Raw genomic sequence first — 16,075 nt, forward strand, 5'->3', positions numbered from 1 at the left:
AAGCAGCCCCAGCAGCACCCGCATGAATGGGCAGCTTTTCCCACAATGGGGTAAACTGCCGCGTCTTCACACACCTATAACGACTCGCCTGATGCCCACGACGTTTCAAGAGATCCCCCGCGAACGCCCGGTCACGCCGTTGCTCGACCGCGCTGACACGCCTGCCGGCCTGCGCCGGCTGGCTGAAGCCGACCTGGAGACCCTGGCCGACGAATTGCGCCAGGAGTTGCTCTACACCGTTGGTCAGACCGGTGGGCATTTCGGCGCCGGCCTGGGCGTCATTGAGCTGACGATCGCGCTGCATTACGTCTTCGACACCCCGGATGACCGGCTGGTGTGGGACGTTGGCCACCAGGCCTACCCGCACAAGATCCTTACCGGGCGCCGCAAGCGCATGCTCAGCCTGCGCCAGAAGGACGGCATCGCCGCCTTCCCGCGCCGCAGCGAGAGCGAGTACGACACCTTCGGCGTCGGCCACTCCAGCACCTCGATCAGTGCCGCGCTGGGCATGGCCATCGCCGCCCGTCTGCAAAACAGCGCCCGCAAGTCGATCGCCGTGATCGGCGATGGTGCCCTTACTGCCGGCATGGCCTTCGAAGCGTTGAACCACGCCCAGGAAGTCAACGCCGACATGCTGGTGATCCTCAACGACAACGACATGTCGATTTCGCGCAATGTCGGCGGCCTGTCCAACTACCTGGCCAAGATCCTCTCCAGCCGCACCTACGCGAGCATGCGCGAGGGCAGCAAGAAGGTGCTGTCGCGCCTGCCAGGCGCCTGGGAAATCGCCCGTCGCACCGAGGAATACGCCAAAGGCATGCTGGTGCCGGGCACGCTGTTCGAAGAGCTGGGCTGGAACTACATCGGCCCGATCGACGGCCATGACCTGCCGACCATGATCGCCACCCTGCGCAACATGCGTGACCTCAAAGGCCCGCAGTTCCTCCACGTGGTGACCAAGAAAGGCAAGGGCTTCGCCCCCGCCGAGGTCGATCCGATCGGCTACCACGCCATCACCAAGCTCGAACCCGCCGACAAGCCGGCTGCGCCGAAAAAGGTCAGCGGGCCGAAGTACTCTGCGGTGTTCGGCCAGTGGTTGTGCGACATGGCCGCCGCCGACAACCGCCTGGTGGGCATCACCCCGGCGATGAAGGAAGGCTCCGACCTGGTCGATTTCAGCGAACGCTTCCCCGAGCGCTACTTCGACGTGGCGATCGCCGAACAGCACGCGGTGACCCTGGCCGCAGGCATGGCCTGCGAAGGCAGCAAGCCAGTGGTGGCGATCTACTCCACCTTCCTGCAGCGCGGCTACGACCAACTGATCCACGACGTAGCGGTGCAGAACCTCGATGTGCTGTTCGCCATCGACCGTGCCGGCCTGGTCGGCGAAGACGGCCCGACCCATGCTGGCGCCTACGACCTGTCGTACCTGCGCTGCATCCCTGGCATGCTGGTGATGACCCCGAGCGACGAGAACGAGCTGCGCAAGATGCTCAGCACCGGCCACCTGTACAACGGCCCTGCCGCTGTGCGCTACCCGCGTGGCACCGGCCCGAATGCACCGATCAGTGGTGACCTCGAACCGTTGGAGATCGGCAAGGGCGTGGTTCGCCGGCAAGGTGAAAAGGTTGCCCTGCTGGTCTTCGGCGTGCAGTTGGCCGAAGCCCAGCAGGTTGCCGAGCAGATCAACGCCACCGTGGTCGACATGCGCTTCGTCAAACCACTGGACGAGGCCCTGGTGCTGGAACTGGCTGCCAACCATGAGCTGCTGGTAACCATCGAAGAAAACAGCATCATGGGTGGCGCCGGGGCTGCCGTGGGCGAGTTCCTGGCCCGTGAGGGCGTGGTCAAGCCGCTGCTGCACCTGGGGCTGCCGGACATCTATGTCGAGCATGCCAAGCCGGCGCAGATGCTGGCCGAGTGTGGGCTGGATGCTGCTGGCATCGAGGCTTCCGTCAAAGCTCGAATGGCCAAGCTCGGCCTTTAGGGCCTATTCGCGGGCACGCCCGCTCCCACAGAGAGCTCACCGCCCTCAAGGCCGGTGATGCCCATGTGGGAGCGGGCATGCCCGCGAATGCTTTGGAACTGCCAATGAAAAATGCCGCCTGTGCTGCGCTACTCTGCGCCCCCACGATCCTGCTGGCCGCCGAGCGCGACGACGCCCTCAAGCTCCCCGACACCCTGATCAGCGCCAACCGCCAGGTCGAATCGCGCACCGCCACCAGCGCCGCCAACACCGTCTTCACCCGCGCCGACATCGACCGCCTGCAACCCAGCAGCGTGACCGACCTGCTCACCCGCGTGCCCGGCGTGCAAGTCGCGCCCACCGGAGGCCGCGGCAGCCTGCCTGGCGTCTTCATCCGCGGCACCAAGGCCGCCCAGAGCCTGGTGCTGGTCGATGGCGTGCGTATCGCCAATGCCACCTCCGGCGACAGCGGCCTGCAATTTCTCGATGTCGACCAGATCGAACGCGTCGAAGTGCTGCGCGGTTCGCGCTCGGCGGTGTATGGCAGCGATGCCATCGGCGGGGTGATCCAGATCTTCACCCGCCGCAGCAGCGGCCCTGGCCTGCAACCCCGCCTGCGCCTGGCGGCAGGCAGCAACCAGACGTTCCAGCGCAGCCTGGGGCTGTCCGGCGGTGACGATGCTACCCGTTTCAACCTCGGCGCCAGCCTCGAAGAAACCGCTGGCATCGACTCGACCGGCCCGTCGTTTGCCAGCGACGGCGACCACGACGCCTACCGCGACAAGTCGCTCACCCTGAGCCTGAGCCATACTTTCGACGAGCGCTTCGAAGCCGGCCTGAACCTGCTCGACAGCCGCGGCCGCAGCGAATACGACAACCCGTTCGGCCGCTTCGACCCGGTCACTTTCGAAAGCTTCGGGCAAAAGCCCTACACCGACTTCAGCGTCAGCAGTCTGGGCAGCTATCTTGACGCTCAGCTCAACGATGCCTGGCATTCGCGCCTGGAGCTCGCCCACAGCGAAAACCGTGACGACAAGCGCGACAAGCTGAGCGACGAGCGTTTCGTGTTCAACACTTACCGTGACCAGATCACCTGGCAGAACGACCTGAAGCTGGCCGAGCAACACAACCTGTTGCTGGGCGGTGACTGGTACGAAGACCGCGTGCACGGCAGCACCGACTTCAGCGAAGACAGCCGCTGGAACCGTGCGGCCTTCATCCAGCACCGCTACAGCGGTGAAGACTTCTCCACCGAGCTGGGTGTACGGCACGACGAGAACCAGCAGTTCGGCGGCCAGACCACCTGGAGTGGCAGCCTCACCATACCGCTGAATGCCCGCAATGACGTGCTGCTGTCCTATAGCGAAGGCTTCCGCGCCCCGACGTTCAACGACTTGTACTACCCGCAGTACAGCAACCCGGACCTCAAGCCCGAGCGTTCGAAGAGCTACGAAGTGCAGTGGCGCAGCCAGCTGACCCATGACAGCCGGCTGGAGACCTCGCTGTACCGCACCGACCTGCGCGACGCGATCATCTTCGGCCAGGACTCGATTCCGCAAAACGTCGCCTCGGCGCGTATCAACGGCCTGGAGATGGCACTGGACCAGCAATGGGGCGAATGGCGCAGCCAGCTTGGCCTGGCGCTGATCGACCCACGTGACCGCGACAGTGGCCATACCCTCGCCCGCCGCGCCCGCCGCACCTTGAGCCTGGACCTGGATCGCCAGTTCGAACGTTTAAACGTAGGCGCCAGCTGGCAGGCCGTGAGCGCCAGCTACGACGACGAAGCCAACCGCAATCGACTCGGCGGCTACGGCTTGCTGGGCCTGCGTGCAGGCTGGCTGGCAAGCGAGGAACTGAAGCTGGAAGTGAAGCTGGATAACCTGCTGGACAAGGACTACAGCCGGGCGCTGTACAGCTTCGATGGGGCCAGCTACGGCTACCGCGAAGAAGGCCGCACTGCGCTGTTCAGCGTGACCTGGACGCCGGCACTCTAGCCGCCAGCAGCGCGCACAAGCGGGCGGTGGCTTCGATCATCTGCCCGCTGGGCCGCTCCAGGCCTTTGTCCGGCACCACCAGCAAGCCCTCGCCGGCCACCGCGCTCAGCCGCGGCCAGGCCTTCCAGCTCGCCAGCTGCGCCTTGTCACCCGCCAGGATCACCTGCGGGTCACGCATCAGCACCGACTCGACATTCACCTGCGGTGCCGGCTGGCTCAGATCGGCAAAGACATTGCGCGCCCCACACACCGCCAAGGCATCGCTGACCACCTGCCGCCCGCCCAGGGTGTACAGCGGCCGATCCCACACCTGGTAGAACACCCGCAACGGCTGCTCGCGCCGGTATTGCTGGCGCAGCTGCCGCAGGCGCTCGCGCAACGCCTGCACGTAGGGCCTGCCTTGCTCGCCCCGCCCGACACGCACGGCAATTGCCTCGATCTGCTCGATCAGCTGATTCAGGTCGTGGGGTTCGGCGCTGTAGGTGGCAATGCCCAAGCGCTTGAGCTGGTCGCGCTGGGCGGGTGCCACGCTACCGGGCCAGAGCAGCAGCAGGTCAGGCTTGAGACTGAGCAGGGTTTCCATGTCCAGCTGGCCCTGGCGCCCGACCGAAGGCAGCCGTTGCAGCGCCTGCGGTCGCTCGCCGCCGTCAAGCACACCCACCAGCAGGTCATCGGCGTGCAGTTCGAGCATGATTTCGCTCATCGACGGCGCGAGGCTGACCACGCGCAAAGGCTCGCCGGCCCTTGCGCCAAGGGCCAGCAATGCCAGCAGGCAGAGCAGGATGCGCATCAGCCCAGCTGACGCGGAATGCGGTAGAGGTAGAGCAGCACCACGGTGGACAGCGCGAGGAGGATCTGCGGCACCGCCTCCAGCCCGACCAGCACCGACAGCGCAGCGACCCAGGCCGGGAAGCAGGCAAACAGCATGGCCATGCGCCGCACCCGCGCCAGGATGATCCAGGCGGCGGGCTCTTCAGCCGTGCCCAGCACCTTCGAGGTGGCGATCAGTGCCCGCTTGTAGGCGCCGAAACGCGGCAGGCTGAGGAACATGGTCGCGGCACCGGCGATGAACAGCGGCATCGCCAGCACCGGGATCAGTGCTTCGCCGCCGCCAAAGGCCCAGGCCATGACCGGCAGCGGCACCAGGCCAACCGCCAGGTACTGCCACCAGGCCAGCGCCAGGCGCCGCTTGACCTCGCCGCGAGTCACGCCTGGGGCGCCTCGCCCTGGTGTTCATTACCCAGCATGTGGCCAAGCTTGCCGGCCTTGGTCGCCAGGTAGTAGCGGTTGTGCGGGTTGTGCCCGGTGTGCAGAGGCACGCGCTCGGCGACCTTGATACCCATGTCGGTCAGCGCTTTGACCTTGCGCGGGTTGTTGGTCATCAGGCGCAGCGATTTCACACCCAGGTGCTCGAGCATCGGCAGGCACATGGCGTAGTCGCGCTGGTCCGCGGCAAAGCCCAGGCGCTCGTTGGCCTCGACGGTGTCGGCACCACCATCCTGCAGCTCATAGGCACGGATCTTGTTCAGAAGGCCGATGCCGCGGCCTTCCTGACGCAGGTACAGCAGCACGCCACGGCCTTCACGGGCGATCGCCTGCAGCGCGGCTTCCAGCTGCGAACCGCAGTCGCAGCGCTGGCTGAACAGGGCATCGCCGGTCAGGCACTCGGAGTGCAGGCGCCCCAGCACCGGCTCGCCGTCGGCGATATCACCCAGGCTGAGCACGACGTGCTCACGGCCAGTGGCTTCGTCGAGGAAGCCATGCATGGTGAAGATCGCAAAGGGAGTCGGGAGTTTCGAGGCGGCAACAAAGACGACGGGCACGTTGTGCTCCTGGATTAAGTAGGAAATTTCTCGTGAGCCGATTGTATCAGCAGGTCGCTGCGTGTGCGCTCGTTGAATACCGTGGCTTAAGATCGAAAAGTTCGATGCTTAGTCGGGGGCTGGCACTCGCCTGGGCCTTACACGACCCCTGTGGGAGCGGGCGTGCCCGCGAACACCGGCAGCGCCGGTGCCATCCACCGCGTCGCCTGCTTCGCGGGCATGCCCGCTCCCACAGGAGGCCGCGCAGGCCATGAAACAGTGGTCTTACTGTGGCTTGCTGTCCGCCGTGAAGGGATACGGCTGCTTCCAGTGCTCGAAGATCGGCTTCAGCTCGCCGCTGTGCACCAGCTCGGCCATGCGTTTGTCGAACAGGTCGCACAGGGCTTTGGCGTGCTCGTTTCTGGAGAACGCCAGGTACAGCGGCAATTCGGCCACATGGGTGCTGCGAAAACGCTCCGGCTGCGAGGCCTGCCCGAGCACATAGTCGACTTCGGTCTGCGCATCGATGTAGAAATCCACCCGCTCATGCTCAAGCATCGGCAGGATGCCTTCGCGGCGCTGGATTTCGCGGAAGTTGTGCGCATTGGGCAGGTAACTGCCGTAGTCATAGCCGCGCACCCAGGCCAGGCGGTACTGGCCGACGGTGGCCAAGGTCGGCACCGGCTTGCTGGCCAGGCCCAGGGCGTAGATGTGGTCCATATCGAAATGCCAGCGCGGATACAGGTTGTCGTCGTTCTCTTCCTTGTACGACCCGACCCAGGCATCGGCCTCGCCACGCTTGACCAGGCCGACCGCGCGGCTGTACGGCGCACTCTGGGCCACCACCTTGACCCCGGCAGGCTCGAACACCTTGCGCAGCACATCCCAGGCCACACCGCTGCCATCGGCATTGGTGTAGTCGATCCACTCTTCGCTGACCAGGTGAATCTGCTTCGGTAACGCATCGGCCGCCACCGCCCAAGGGGCAAGGCTCAGCATCATTGCCAGCAGCACAGTCCTTATGGCCATCGAAACGCTCCCTGCTTCAGCCTACCGCCCACACCAGAATCTGCATGCCCAGCCAGGCAAATACACCGGCCAGGATATCGTCGAGCATGATCCCGACACCCCCGTGCACATGGCGATCGATCCAGCGAATCGGCCATGGCTTGAGGATGTCGAAGAAGCGGAACATCAGGAACCCCGCGAGAAGCCACTGCCACCCTTCCGGCACCAGCCACAGGGTGATCCACATGCCGACCATTTCGTCCCAGACAATGCCTTCATGGTCGTGCACACGCAAGTCGTTGGCGACCTTGCCGCACAGCCAGAAGCCGAACAGCATGGTCACGCCCAGCAACAGCCAGTAGCCCCAGTCAGGCAGCATCTGCCACAGCGGGATGAACGGGATCGCTACCATCGAGCCCCAGGTGCCGGGGGCCTTGGGCAGGGTGCCGGAGCCGAAGCCGAAAGCGATGAAGTGCCACGGGTTGCGCCAGACCGATGGCGGAACGAACTCCGCAGGCACCTGGTTGGGGTGGTCGGTCACGGTGTCTCCCTAAAGTGTTGATAGCCCCGTTGAACCGGGGTGATGTCCTGGCCCTGCGGGTCGCGCAGGGTCACGCCCTGGCCTTCGAGCACGCGGCCGATGACATGCAACTCGGCGAAACCGAGGTCGGTCAGCGGCGCGAGCGCCGCAGGTGGCAGGGTGAAGGCCAGTACGTAGTCGTCGCCGCCGGTCAGCGCTGCCCGCCGGGCCGCATCATGGCCAAGGAAGGCTTCCAATGCAGGAGACACTGGCACCTGCATCAGGTTCACCTCGAGTGCGACCCCGGACGCCTTGGCAATATGCCCACAGTCGGCGAGCAGGCCATCGGAAATATCCAACGCCGCCGTGGCCCGGCCGCGCAGCAGCTGGCCCAGGTGGAGCTGAGGCATCGGCGACCAGTAGTGCTGGAGCAGCGGCTCGGCCAGCTCCGCCGGTGCCTCGCGCTCACCCAGGACCAGCGGCAACGCCCCTGCCGCCTTGCCCAGCGAACCACCGACACACAGCAGATCGCCCGGCCGCGCGCCGCTGCGGCGCAACGCCTGGCCGGCCGGCACGCGGCCGAACACGGTGACGGTGATGCTCAGCGGGCCGCGGGTGGTATCCCCACCGATCAAGCTCATGCGGCAACGCTGGGCCATGCGGCTGAGGCCGTCGGCATAAGCCGCCAGCCAGTCGGCGCCGACATCAGGCAGGGTCAGGGCAAGGGTAAAGCCGATCGCCGTCGCGCCCATGGCTGCCAGGTCACTGGCCGCCACAGCCAACGAGCGCTGGCCAAGCAGCAGCGGATCGCAGACAGCAGGGAAATGCACCCCGGCGACCAGGGTGTCGGTCGACACCGCCAGTTGTTCACCGGGTGGAAGGTCCAGCAGGGCACAGTCGTCGCCGATACCCAGGGCCACGCCCTCACCGCCCTGCGCACAAGGCGCGGCGGCGAAGTAATGGTTGATCAGCTCGAACTCACCCATGGGCCGGCAGCGCCAGGATCAGCGCTTGTTCGCCTTGACTTCTGCTTCACGCAGGGCCGGGGCGAGCTTGTCCAGCACACCGTTGACGAACTTGTGGCCATCAGTGGCGCCGAAGACCTTGGCCAGTTCCACGCCTTCGTTGATCACCACGCGGTACGGAACGTCGACGCGCTTGATCAGTTCCCAGGTGGACAGGCGCAACACTGCCAACTCGACCGGGTCGAGTTCTTCCAGGGCGATGGCCATGCAAGGCACCAGCGCCTTGTCGATTTCGCCCTTGATCGCCGGGACCCCGTGGAGGATCTCGCGGAAATAGGCACCGTCGACATCGGTAAAATCGTTATCGACCCGGAACTGCGCTTCGATCTCGTTCAGCGAATGCTGGGCCATGTGCCACTGATACAGGGCCTGGGTCGCGAGCTTGCGGGCTTCGCGGCGCTTGGCGCTTTTCGAGGGCTTGCCGGCATCCGCAGGTTTTGGATCGCGCGGGTTGAAACGATCGCTTTCGTCGCTAATCACTTGGCCTCCAACTGCGCCAGCAGGCTGACCATTTCCAGAGCGGACAGGGCAGCTTCACCGCCTTTGTTGCCAGCCTTGGTGCCGGAGCGTTCGATGGCTTGTTCGATGGAGTCGACGGTCAGAACGCCGAAGGCCACCGGTACGCCGAACTCCATGGACACCTGGGCCAGGCCCTTGGTGCATTCGCCCGCCACGTATTCGAAGTGCGGGGTACCGCCACGGATCACGGCGCCCAGGGCGATGATCGCGTCGTATTCGCCTTGCTGGGCGACTTTCTGTGCCACCAGCGGGATTTCGAAGGCGCCCGGGGCACGGATGATGGTGATGTCGCTTTCGCTGACACCGTGGCGTACCAGGGTATCAACGGCGCCGCTTACCAGGCTTTCGACAACGAAGCTGTTGAAGCGGCCAACCACCAAAGCATAGCGACCTTTGGGGGCGATGAAGGTACCTTCGATGGTCTTCAGGGTCATTCCGATATTCTCATCTTCAAGAGCGAGGCCGCTTACAAGCGGCCTCGACAGGGGTCTGGACTCGAGCTTAAGGGCGTCAATGCCGCCTCAAGTCACTCGGAGGGCACGTATTCTACAACTTCCAGATCGAATCCGGATATCGCATTGAACTTCATCGGCGAACTCATCAGGCGCATCTTGCGCACGCCAAGGTCGCGCAGGATCTGCGAACCGGCACCGACGGTGCTGTAGGTGGTCGGCGCCTTGGTCGGTGCATCACCCGCACTTTCGCGGATGTGCGCCAGCAGCACGTCACCGTCCAGCGGGTGGCCCAGCAGCAGCACCACGCCGCTGCCCGCCTCGGCCACCGCGGCCATGGCCGCGCGCAGGCTCCAGCGGCCAGGCTGCTTGACCAGCAGCAGGTCGCGCAGTGGGTCCATGTTGTGCACGCGCACCAAGGTCGGCTCTTCGGCGCAGATATTGCCCAGGGTCAGGGCCATGTGCACGTCGCCTTCCACCGAGTCACGGTAGGTGACCAGGTTGAACTCGCCCAGCTCGCTCTCGATCGGCTGCTCGGAGACGCGCTGCACGGTGCGTTCGTGGATCATGCGGTAGTGGATCAGGTCGGCGATGGTGCCGATCTTCAGGCCGTGCTCGGCGGCGAACACTTCAAGTTCGGCGCGACGCGACATGGTGCCATCGTCGTTCATCACTTCGCAGATCACGCCGCTCGGCTCGAAGCCGGCCATGCGCGCCAGGTCGCAAGCCGCTTCGGTATGGCCGGCGCGGGCCAGGGTGCCGCCCGGCTGGGCCATCAGCGGGAAGATGTGGCCTGGGCTGACGATGTCTTCGGCCTTGGCGTCCTTGGCAGCGGCCGCCTGCACGGTGCGCGCACGGTCAGCGGCGGAGATGCCGGTGGTGACGCCCTCGGCGGCTTCGATCGACACGGTGAACTTGGTGCCGAAGCCCGAACCGTTGCGCGGCGCCATCAGCGGCAGTTTCAGGGTTTCGCAGCGCTCGCGGGTCATCGGCATGCAGATGAGGCCCCGGGCGTGCTTGGCCATGAAGTTGATATGCTCAGGCAGGCAGCACTCGGCCGCCATGATGATGTCGCCTTCGTTCTCGCGGTCTTCGTCATCCATGAGGATGACCATTTTGCCCTGGCGGATGTCTTCGACCAGTTCTTCGATGCTGTTGAGCGCCACTCGGCACCCCCTTCTCAATCAGGATTTCAAGAAGCCGTTGGCGGCCAGGAAGCTTTCGGTGATGCCACTGCCCTTGCTCGGTTCGGCAGCCTTGTCGCCCAGCAGCAGACGCTCCAGGTAACGGGCCAGCAAGTCGACCTCAAGGTTGACCCGACGCCCTGCGCGGTAGTCGGCCATGATGGTTTCGGACAGGGTGTGCGGGACAATGGTCAGCTCGAATTCGGCGCCATTGACCTCGTTGACCGTCAGGCTGGTGCCGTCGACGGTGATCGAACCCTTGTGGGCGATGTACTTGGCCAGCTCCTTGGGCGCACGCACCCGGAACTGGATGGCGCGGGCGCTATCGCTGCGCGAGACGATCTCGCCGACGCCGTCGACGTGGCCACTGACCAGGTGGCCGCCCAGGCGGGTGGTCGGGGTCAGGGCTTTTTCCAGGTTGACCTTGCTGCCGCTCTTGAGGTCGATGAACGCGGTGCGCTTGAGGGTCTCGACACTGACGTCGGCCCAGAACCCGTTGCCCGGCAGCTCGACGGCGGTCAGGCACACGCCGTTGACGGCAATGCTGTCGCCGAGCTTGACGTCACCCAGGTCGAGCTTGCCGGTTTCGACGTAGACGCGCACGTCACCGCCCTTGGGGGTCAGGCTGCGGATGGTGCCGATGGATTCGATGATGCCGGTGAACATGGGGACTTCCTCAGAAACGGGTCGCGCGGGGCAAGCCCGGCATTATACGCCGGGCGCCGGCAGAGGGATGGCCGTGACCCGCCAGTCATCGCCCACTGCGCGCATTTCGGTGATTTTCAGCCGTGGTGCCTGGCTCATCTTCTGCAGCGGCCAGTCCAGCAACGGCCGGGCCTGGGAACCGAGGAATGTGCCGGCGACGAACAGCTGGTATTCGTCAATCAGGCCCAGCTGGGCAAAGGCGCCGACCAGGCTGGCACCGGCCTCCAGGAGGACCTCATTGACGCCGCGGGCGGCCAGCGCCTGCAGCAGCGCCGGCAAGTCTACCTGGCCATTGTCGCCCGGCAGGCTGAGCAGTTCATGGCCGGCAGCGGCATAGCGCACGTCATCTGCGACGGCAGTGACCACCAGCGCCGGGCCGGCCTGGAAGAACGGCGCGTCCAGCGGCAAACGCAGGCGACCGTCGACCAAAACGCGCAACGGCGTGCGGCTCAGTGCCAGGGCGGTGGTTTCGGCGTCCAGCCCCAGTTCGCTGCCCCGCACGGTCATCCGCGCGTTATCGGCCAGCACGCTGGCCGCACTGGTCAGCACCACACTGGAACGGGCGCGCAGGCGCTGCACTGCCGAGCGGGCAGCCGGCCCGGTGATCCACTGGCTTTCGCCGCTGGCCATGGCGGTGCGGCCATCCAGGCTCATGGCCAGCTTGGCGCGGACGAATGGCAGGCCGTGTTCCATGCGTTTGAGGAAGCCAGGGTTGAGGGCGCGGGCTTCGGTTTCGAGCACGCCGCTGGCCACGACGATGCCGGCTTCTGCCAGGCGCCGCAGGCCTTGCCCTGCGACTTGCGGATTGGGGTCCTGCATGGCCGCGACCACCCGGGCTACGCCAGCCTTGACCAGCGCCTCTGCGCACGGCGGCGTGCGGCCATGGTGGCTGCACGGCTCCAGGGTCACGTAGGCGCAGGCACCACGGGCCAGTTCGCCGGCCTGACGCAGGGCATGCACTTCGGCATGCGGCTCGCCGGCACGCACGTGCCAGCCTTCACCGACCACCTCGCCATCGCGGACGATCACGCAACCCACTCGCGGGTTGGGGTGGGTGGTGTACACACCCTTGCGCGCCAGCTCCAGCGCGCGGGCCATGTAATGGGCGTCGAGGATCGCGGTCTGGCTGGGCATGCTCACTCTTTGGCCGGCTCGCGGGCCAGGCGGTCGATTTCTTCGCGGAATTCGTCGAGGTCCTGGAAGCGCCGGTACACCGAGGCAAAGCGGATATAAGCCACTTCGTCGAGCTTGCGCAGCTCGGCCATGACCATTTCGCCTACCACCAGGGACTTGACCTCGCGCTCGCCAGTGGCGCGCAGGCGGCTCTTGATATGCGCCAGCGCCGCTTCCAGGCGCTCGATGCTGACCGGGCGCTTCTCCAGCGCTCGCTGCATGCCGGCACGCAGCTTCTCTTCATCGAAAGGCTGGCGCGTGCCGTCTTGCTTGATCAGCCGGGGCAGCACCAGCTCGGCGGTTTCGAAGGTGGTGAAGCGCTCGCCGCAGGCGACGCATTCACGGCGGCGGCGCACCTGTTCGCCCTCGGCGACCAGACGCGAGTCGATGACCTTGGTGTCGTTGGCACCGCAAAAGGGACAGTGCATGGTGGCAGGCAACAAAAAAAGGGAGGGCCATGGTAGCGCATTGCACTGGCAAGACAAGCCAAAGGGGTTAACATCCATACAATTCTGCCCGTGAAGGACCTACCCATGCATCTTCGTGCGCTCGTCGTGCTGTGCTGCGCTTCCCTGCTCGCCGCCTGCGGCAGTGACCGCCCCAAGCCTGAAGCAGCCCCCGCACCAGCAGTGGCCAAGGTGGCGAACAACGCCGAACCGCTTGGGCCGCTGCCGGCCTATCAGCGTGAATTGAGCGGCACCTTGCTGGAAATCCCCGCCGGCGCCGACGTCGAGCTGGCGCTGCTGGTCATCGACGACCGCGACCGCCCGCAACAGCTTTTGGCCAGCAGCAACCTGACCGGCACCGGCCAGGCCCTGCCGTATCACTTGCGTTTCAACCCCGAGGCCTTCCCGGCCGGCGCCCGCGTCGAGCTGCGCGGCCGCGCCAGCAGTTCCGGCCAGTTGATCATGCATCTGGCCCCCGTGCGGATCCTCCAGGCCCAGACCCAGGCCACCGGCCCGCTGCGCTTCGAGAAGATGCCGTAAGTGGCGCCGCTTGCCCTGCAACAGGCCCTCAGCGGCCTGATCGGTGAAGCGCGGCTGGTCGTCAGCCATCTACCAGAGTGCGAGCTGAAGCTGTGGCTGATCGATGATCAGAACATGGACCGCGCCTTCAGCAGCGAAGAAACCCGGCGCATCCTCGAAGAACCACCGTACTGGAGCTTCTGCTGGGCCAGCGGCCTGGCCATGGCCCGCTACCTGGCGGCGCACCCCGAGTGGGTCGCCGGCAAGCGCGTGCTGGACTTCGGAGCCGGCTCCGGCATAGCCGGGATCGCGGCAGCCCGGGCCGGGGCGCTGGAAGTGGTCGCCTGTGACCTTGACCCGCTGGCCTTGGAAGCCTGCCGTGCCAACGCCATGCTCAACCATGTCGAGCTGGGCTACAGCAGCGATTTTTTCGCCGAAGCCGACCGCTTCGACCTGATCCTGGTCGCCGACGTGCTCTACGACCGCGCCAACCTGCCGCTGCTCGATGCCTTCCTTGGCCGAGGCCGCCAGGCACTGGTGGCCGACTCACGTGTCCGTGATTTCAGCCACCCGCTGTACCAGCAGCTTGGCGTGCTGGACGCCTTGACCCTGCCAGACCTGGCCGAACCGCACGAATTCCGCCGGGTCAGCCTGTACCATGCCAGCCGCGAGCCTTTATAGTGGTGCCATTCACGGATTTGCGAGAGTCGCGATGAGCCAGGACACCCCATATATCTTCGATGCCACCGATGCCACCTTCCAGCAACTGGTGATCGAGAACTCCTTCCACAAGCCGGTGCTGGTGGACTTCTGGGCCGAGTGGTGCGCGCCGTGCAAGGCGCTGATGCCGCTGCTGGCAAAGATCGCCGAGGGTTACCAGGGCGAACTGCTGCTGGCCAAGATCAACTGCGACGTCGAGCAGCAGGTAGTCGCCCAATTCGGCATCCGCAGCCTGCCGACCGTGGTGCTGTTCAAGGATGGCCAGCCGGTTGACGGCTTTGCCGGTGCGCAGCCGGAGTCGGCGATCCGCGCCATGCTCGAGCCACATGTACAGCTGCCGGCCGCGCCAGCCGCTTCGCCGCTGGAACAGGCCAAGGCGCTGTTCGCCGAAAGCCGCTTCGCCGAGGCTGAGGCCCTGCTGCAAGCGTTGCTGGGTGAAGACAACAGCAATGCTGAAGCACTGATCTACTATGCCCGCTGCCTGGCTGAACGCGGTGAGCTGGGTGAAGCCCAGGTGGTGCTGGACGCGGTCAAGACCGATGAGCACAAGGCTGCACTGGCCGGTGCCAAGGCCCAGCTGACCTTCCTGCGCCAGGCCGCCAGCCTGCCGGAAATAGCCGACTTGAAGAGCCGCCTGGCGCAGAACCCGCAGGATGATGAGGCGACCTACCAGCTGAGCATTCAGCAGTTGGCGCGTCAGCAGTATGAAGCGGCACTGGACGGGTTGCTGAAGCTGTTCCAGCGTAATCGTGGGTATGAGAACGGCTTGCCGCAGAAGGCGATGCTGCAGGTGTTCGAGCTGCTGGGCAGTGATCATCCGCTGGTGGGTGTTTACCGCCGTCGACTGTCTTCGGCCATGTTCTGAGTTGGGGTTGCCGGGGCCGCTTTGCGGCCCTTTCGCGACACAAGGCCGCTCCTACACGAGACCGCGTGCCCTTGTAGGAGCGGCCTTGTGTCGCGAAAGGGCTGCAGAGCAGCCCCAGAAAGAACCTCACCCCACCCAGTGATACACCGGCGCATCCACGCCACTTTCCACCTTCACCTCACTGCTGTGCCGCAAGCGCACCAGCAACCGCTTGCCCGCCGCCGTACTGCCGGCCAGCCCTTCCAGCCGATCGAGCAACTCCGGCCCGCTCATCTGCCCGGCCAGGCGCAGCACCTCACACGCCGCGTGCCACTGCCCATCATCCTGGCGCGGCGCAGCTGCCGCTGCAGCTACCGGCTCAGCCACTGGCACCTCGATCTGCCGCCCCAATTGCGCCCACTCCTGCGGCTCCAGCTCGATGGTCAGGTCCACCGGCCAGTCACCAATCTGTCCACGAATTCTCACGATGCGTTCCTTGAGCTCAAGTCAATGCAGCCATGCTACCGCAACATGAAACCTGCGCCACGCAGGCTGGCGGCGCCAAGAAAAGTTGTTATAACATAACCCAATCTTCCAGCCCGCTCCCGGAGTCGTTCATGCGTCGTCTGCTGCTCGCCCTGCCCTTCGCCCTGCTGCCCCTGGCCGTGGCCCACGCCCACGACGAACATGACCACGATCACGCCCACGGTACCCTCGGCGCCCACGAGCATGGTGTGGCCAGGCTCAACGCCGTGCTCGACGGCAACACCCTGGAGCTGGAGCTGGACAGCCCGGCGATGAACCTGGTCGGCTTCGAGCACATGGCCAGCAGCGATGCCGACAAGGCCAAGGTTGCCGCGGTGCGCCAGCAGCTCGAACAACCCCTGAAGCTGTTTGCCCTGGCCTCGTCCGCCGGCTGCAAGGAAGACCAGCAAGAACTGGAAAGCCCGCTGTTCGGCGACGCGGCCAAGGCTGACGACGACGGTGATGAACACGAGAAGGGCCACGTGCACAGCGACATCAATGCCCACTATCAGCTGACCTGCGCCACCCCGGAAAAGCTCACCCAGATCGACCTCGCCCCGCTGTACAAAGCCTTCCCGGCCACGCAGAAGATCAATGTGCAATTGATTGGCCCGAACGGCCAGAAAGGCGTCGAAACTTCGCCCGCAAAGGCTGTGGTTGCATTCTGAAA

19 protein-coding genes are annotated in these 16,075 nt (G+C 65.4%); 6 read left to right on the forward strand and 13 right to left on the reverse strand.

Annotated features, from left to right (window positions below):
- Positions 1–91: 91 nt before the first annotated feature.
- Both dxs and ACTORR_RS10980 read left to right on the forward strand, forming a co-directional pair.
- Complete coding sequence (gene dxs / locus ACTORR_RS10975) at positions 92–1,987, forward strand: 1-deoxy-D-xylulose-5-phosphate synthase (protein ID WP_286935092.1); 1,896 nt, start codon at positions 92–94, stop codon at positions 1,985–1,987.
- A 104-nt stretch (positions 1,988–2,091) separates the two neighbouring features.
- Positions 2,092–3,963, forward strand: a complete 1,872-nt coding sequence (locus ACTORR_RS10980; RefSeq protein WP_286935091.1) for a TonB-dependent receptor domain-containing protein — start codon at positions 2,092–2,094, stop codon at positions 3,961–3,963.
- Here the strand turns inward: ACTORR_RS10980 and ACTORR_RS10985 are convergent.
- The 12 genes from ACTORR_RS10985 to nrdR all read right to left on the reverse strand — a co-directional run bounded on the left by ACTORR_RS10985 (position 3,935) and on the right by nrdR (position 12,779).
- Entirely contained in the window at positions 3,935–4,753 is an 819-nt protein-coding gene (locus ACTORR_RS10985) for a cobalamin-binding protein (RefSeq protein ID WP_286935090.1), read from the reverse strand. The two genes, ACTORR_RS10980 and ACTORR_RS10985, sit on opposite strands and share 29 nt — an antisense overlap.
- Positions 4,753–5,172 (reverse strand): hypothetical protein, encoded by a 420-nt coding sequence (locus ACTORR_RS10990; protein ID WP_054886556.1) that lies wholly within the window; start codon positions 5,170–5,172, stop codon positions 4,753–4,755. Before ACTORR_RS10990 ends, ACTORR_RS10985 begins: the two co-directional genes overlap by 1 nt.
- On the reverse strand, positions 5,169–5,786 hold the full coding sequence (gene ribA / locus ACTORR_RS10995; protein WP_054886555.1) for a GTP cyclohydrolase II: 618 nt from the start codon (positions 5,784–5,786) through the stop codon (positions 5,169–5,171). Before ribA ends, ACTORR_RS10990 begins: the two co-directional genes overlap by 4 nt.
- Positions 5,787–6,050: 264 nt before the next feature.
- A complete protein-coding gene (locus ACTORR_RS11000; protein WP_054886554.1) occupies positions 6,051–6,794 on the reverse strand; it encodes a substrate-binding periplasmic protein in 744 nt (247 codons plus the stop codon).
- A gap of 16 nt (positions 6,795–6,810) precedes the next feature.
- Positions 6,811–7,314, reverse strand: a complete 504-nt coding sequence (locus ACTORR_RS11005) for a phosphatidylglycerophosphatase A family protein (protein ID WP_054886553.1) — start codon at positions 7,312–7,314, stop codon at positions 6,811–6,813.
- Positions 7,311–8,279: a thiamine-phosphate kinase gene (thiL, locus tag ACTORR_RS11010; RefSeq protein WP_054886552.1), complete on the reverse strand. Its 969-nt coding sequence runs from the start codon at positions 8,277–8,279 to the stop codon at positions 7,311–7,313. The genes ACTORR_RS11005 and thiL overlap by 4 nt, the downstream gene beginning before the upstream one ends.
- A gap of 18 nt (positions 8,280–8,297) precedes the next feature.
- Positions 8,298–8,798 (reverse strand): transcription antitermination factor NusB, encoded by a 501-nt coding sequence (gene nusB / locus ACTORR_RS11015; RefSeq protein WP_054886551.1) that lies wholly within the window; start codon positions 8,796–8,798, stop codon positions 8,298–8,300.
- The gene (ribH, locus tag ACTORR_RS11020) at positions 8,795–9,271 is read right to left on the reverse strand and encodes a 6,7-dimethyl-8-ribityllumazine synthase (RefSeq protein WP_027917814.1); all 477 of its coding nucleotides are present in this window, start codon (positions 9,269–9,271) and stop codon (positions 8,795–8,797) included. The genes nusB and ribH overlap by 4 nt, the downstream gene beginning before the upstream one ends.
- A gap of 92 nt (positions 9,272–9,363) precedes the next feature.
- Positions 9,364–10,455, reverse strand: coding sequence for a bifunctional 3,4-dihydroxy-2-butanone-4-phosphate synthase/GTP cyclohydrolase II (ribBA, locus tag ACTORR_RS11025; RefSeq protein ID WP_054886550.1), 1,092 nt, complete (start codon positions 10,453–10,455; stop codon positions 9,364–9,366).
- An 18-nt stretch (positions 10,456–10,473) separates the two neighbouring features.
- The gene (locus ACTORR_RS11030) at positions 10,474–11,139 is read right to left on the reverse strand and encodes a riboflavin synthase (RefSeq protein ID WP_286935133.1); all 666 of its coding nucleotides are present in this window, start codon (positions 11,137–11,139) and stop codon (positions 10,474–10,476) included.
- A 42-nt stretch (positions 11,140–11,181) separates the two neighbouring features.
- Entirely contained in the window at positions 11,182–12,312 is a 1,131-nt protein-coding gene (gene ribD / locus ACTORR_RS11035) for a bifunctional diaminohydroxyphosphoribosylaminopyrimidine deaminase/5-amino-6-(5-phosphoribosylamino)uracil reductase RibD (protein ID WP_054886549.1), read from the reverse strand.
- 2 nt (positions 12,313–12,314) lie between these two features.
- Complete coding sequence (nrdR, locus tag ACTORR_RS11040) at positions 12,315–12,779, reverse strand: transcriptional regulator NrdR (protein WP_054886565.1); 465 nt, start codon at positions 12,777–12,779, stop codon at positions 12,315–12,317.
- A gap of 105 nt (positions 12,780–12,884) precedes the next feature.
- Between nrdR and ACTORR_RS11045 the strand changes: the two genes are divergently transcribed.
- From ACTORR_RS11045 to trxA, 3 genes are read left to right on the forward strand one after another with little or no spacing between them, the layout of a single operon-like run.
- A complete protein-coding gene (locus ACTORR_RS11045) occupies positions 12,885–13,337 on the forward strand; it encodes a YbaY family lipoprotein (protein WP_286935132.1) in 453 nt (150 codons plus the stop codon).
- Positions 13,338–13,997, forward strand: coding sequence for a class I SAM-dependent methyltransferase (locus tag ACTORR_RS11050; protein ID WP_054886547.1), 660 nt, complete (start codon positions 13,338–13,340; stop codon positions 13,995–13,997).
- Positions 13,998–14,028: 31 nt separating this feature from the next.
- Positions 14,029–14,901, forward strand: a complete 873-nt coding sequence (trxA, locus tag ACTORR_RS11055; protein WP_286935131.1) for a thioredoxin — start codon at positions 14,029–14,031, stop codon at positions 14,899–14,901.
- Positions 14,902–15,027: 126 nt separating this feature from the next.
- On the opposite strand, the gene ACTORR_RS11060 is transcribed toward trxA, so the two are convergent.
- The gene (locus ACTORR_RS11060; protein WP_054886545.1) at positions 15,028–15,366 is read right to left on the reverse strand and encodes a hypothetical protein; all 339 of its coding nucleotides are present in this window, start codon (positions 15,364–15,366) and stop codon (positions 15,028–15,030) included.
- A gap of 131 nt (positions 15,367–15,497) precedes the next feature.
- Here ACTORR_RS11060 and ACTORR_RS11065 point away from each other — a divergent pair, with 131 nt between their 5' ends.
- Entirely contained in the window at positions 15,498–16,073 is a 576-nt protein-coding gene (locus ACTORR_RS11065) for a DUF2796 domain-containing protein (protein WP_262108815.1), read from the forward strand.
- The last annotated feature ends 2 nt before the right edge of the window (positions 16,074–16,075 follow it).

It is taken from the genome of Pseudomonas sp. SAR267, assembly GCF_052077595.1.
In the GTDB taxonomy this organism is placed as follows: domain Bacteria; phylum Pseudomonadota; class Gammaproteobacteria; order Pseudomonadales; family Pseudomonadaceae; genus Aquipseudomonas; species Aquipseudomonas vlassakiae.

What these genes read in the sequence shown, in the direction of transcription:
- dxs (WP_286935092.1), top strand. Translation starts at nt 92, where the DNA reads ATGCCCACGACGTTTCAAGAGATCCCCCGCGAACGCCCGGTCACGCCG.
- ACTORR_RS10980 (WP_286935091.1), top strand. Translation starts at nt 2,092, where the DNA reads ATGAAAAATGCCGCCTGTGCTGCGCTACTCTGCGCCCCCACGATCCTG.
- ACTORR_RS10985 (WP_286935090.1), bottom strand. Translation starts at nt 4,753, where the DNA reads ATGCGCATCCTGCTCTGCCTGCTGGCATTGCTGGCCCTTGGCGCAAGG.
- ACTORR_RS11000 (WP_054886554.1), bottom strand. Translation starts at nt 6,794, where the DNA reads ATGGCCATAAGGACTGTGCTGCTGGCAATGATGCTGAGCCTTGCCCCT.
- thiL (WP_054886552.1), bottom strand. Translation starts at nt 8,279, where the DNA reads ATGGGTGAGTTCGAGCTGATCAACCATTACTTCGCCGCCGCGCCTTGT.
- ribH (WP_027917814.1), bottom strand. Translation starts at nt 9,271, where the DNA reads ATGACCCTGAAGACCATCGAAGGTACCTTCATCGCCCCCAAAGGTCGC.
- ACTORR_RS11030 (WP_286935133.1), bottom strand. Translation starts at nt 11,139, where the DNA reads ATGTTCACCGGCATCATCGAATCCATCGGCACCATCCGCAGCCTGACC.
- ribD (WP_054886549.1), bottom strand. Translation starts at nt 12,312, where the DNA reads ATGCCCAGCCAGACCGCGATCCTCGACGCCCATTACATGGCCCGCGCG.
- nrdR (WP_054886565.1), bottom strand. Translation starts at nt 12,779, where the DNA reads ATGCACTGTCCCTTTTGCGGTGCCAACGACACCAAGGTCATCGACTCG.
- ACTORR_RS11045 (WP_286935132.1), top strand. Translation starts at nt 12,885, where the DNA reads ATGCATCTTCGTGCGCTCGTCGTGCTGTGCTGCGCTTCCCTGCTCGCC.
- trxA (WP_286935131.1), top strand. Translation starts at nt 14,029, where the DNA reads ATGAGCCAGGACACCCCATATATCTTCGATGCCACCGATGCCACCTTC.
- ACTORR_RS11065 (WP_262108815.1), top strand. Translation starts at nt 15,498, where the DNA reads ATGCGTCGTCTGCTGCTCGCCCTGCCCTTCGCCCTGCTGCCCCTGGCC.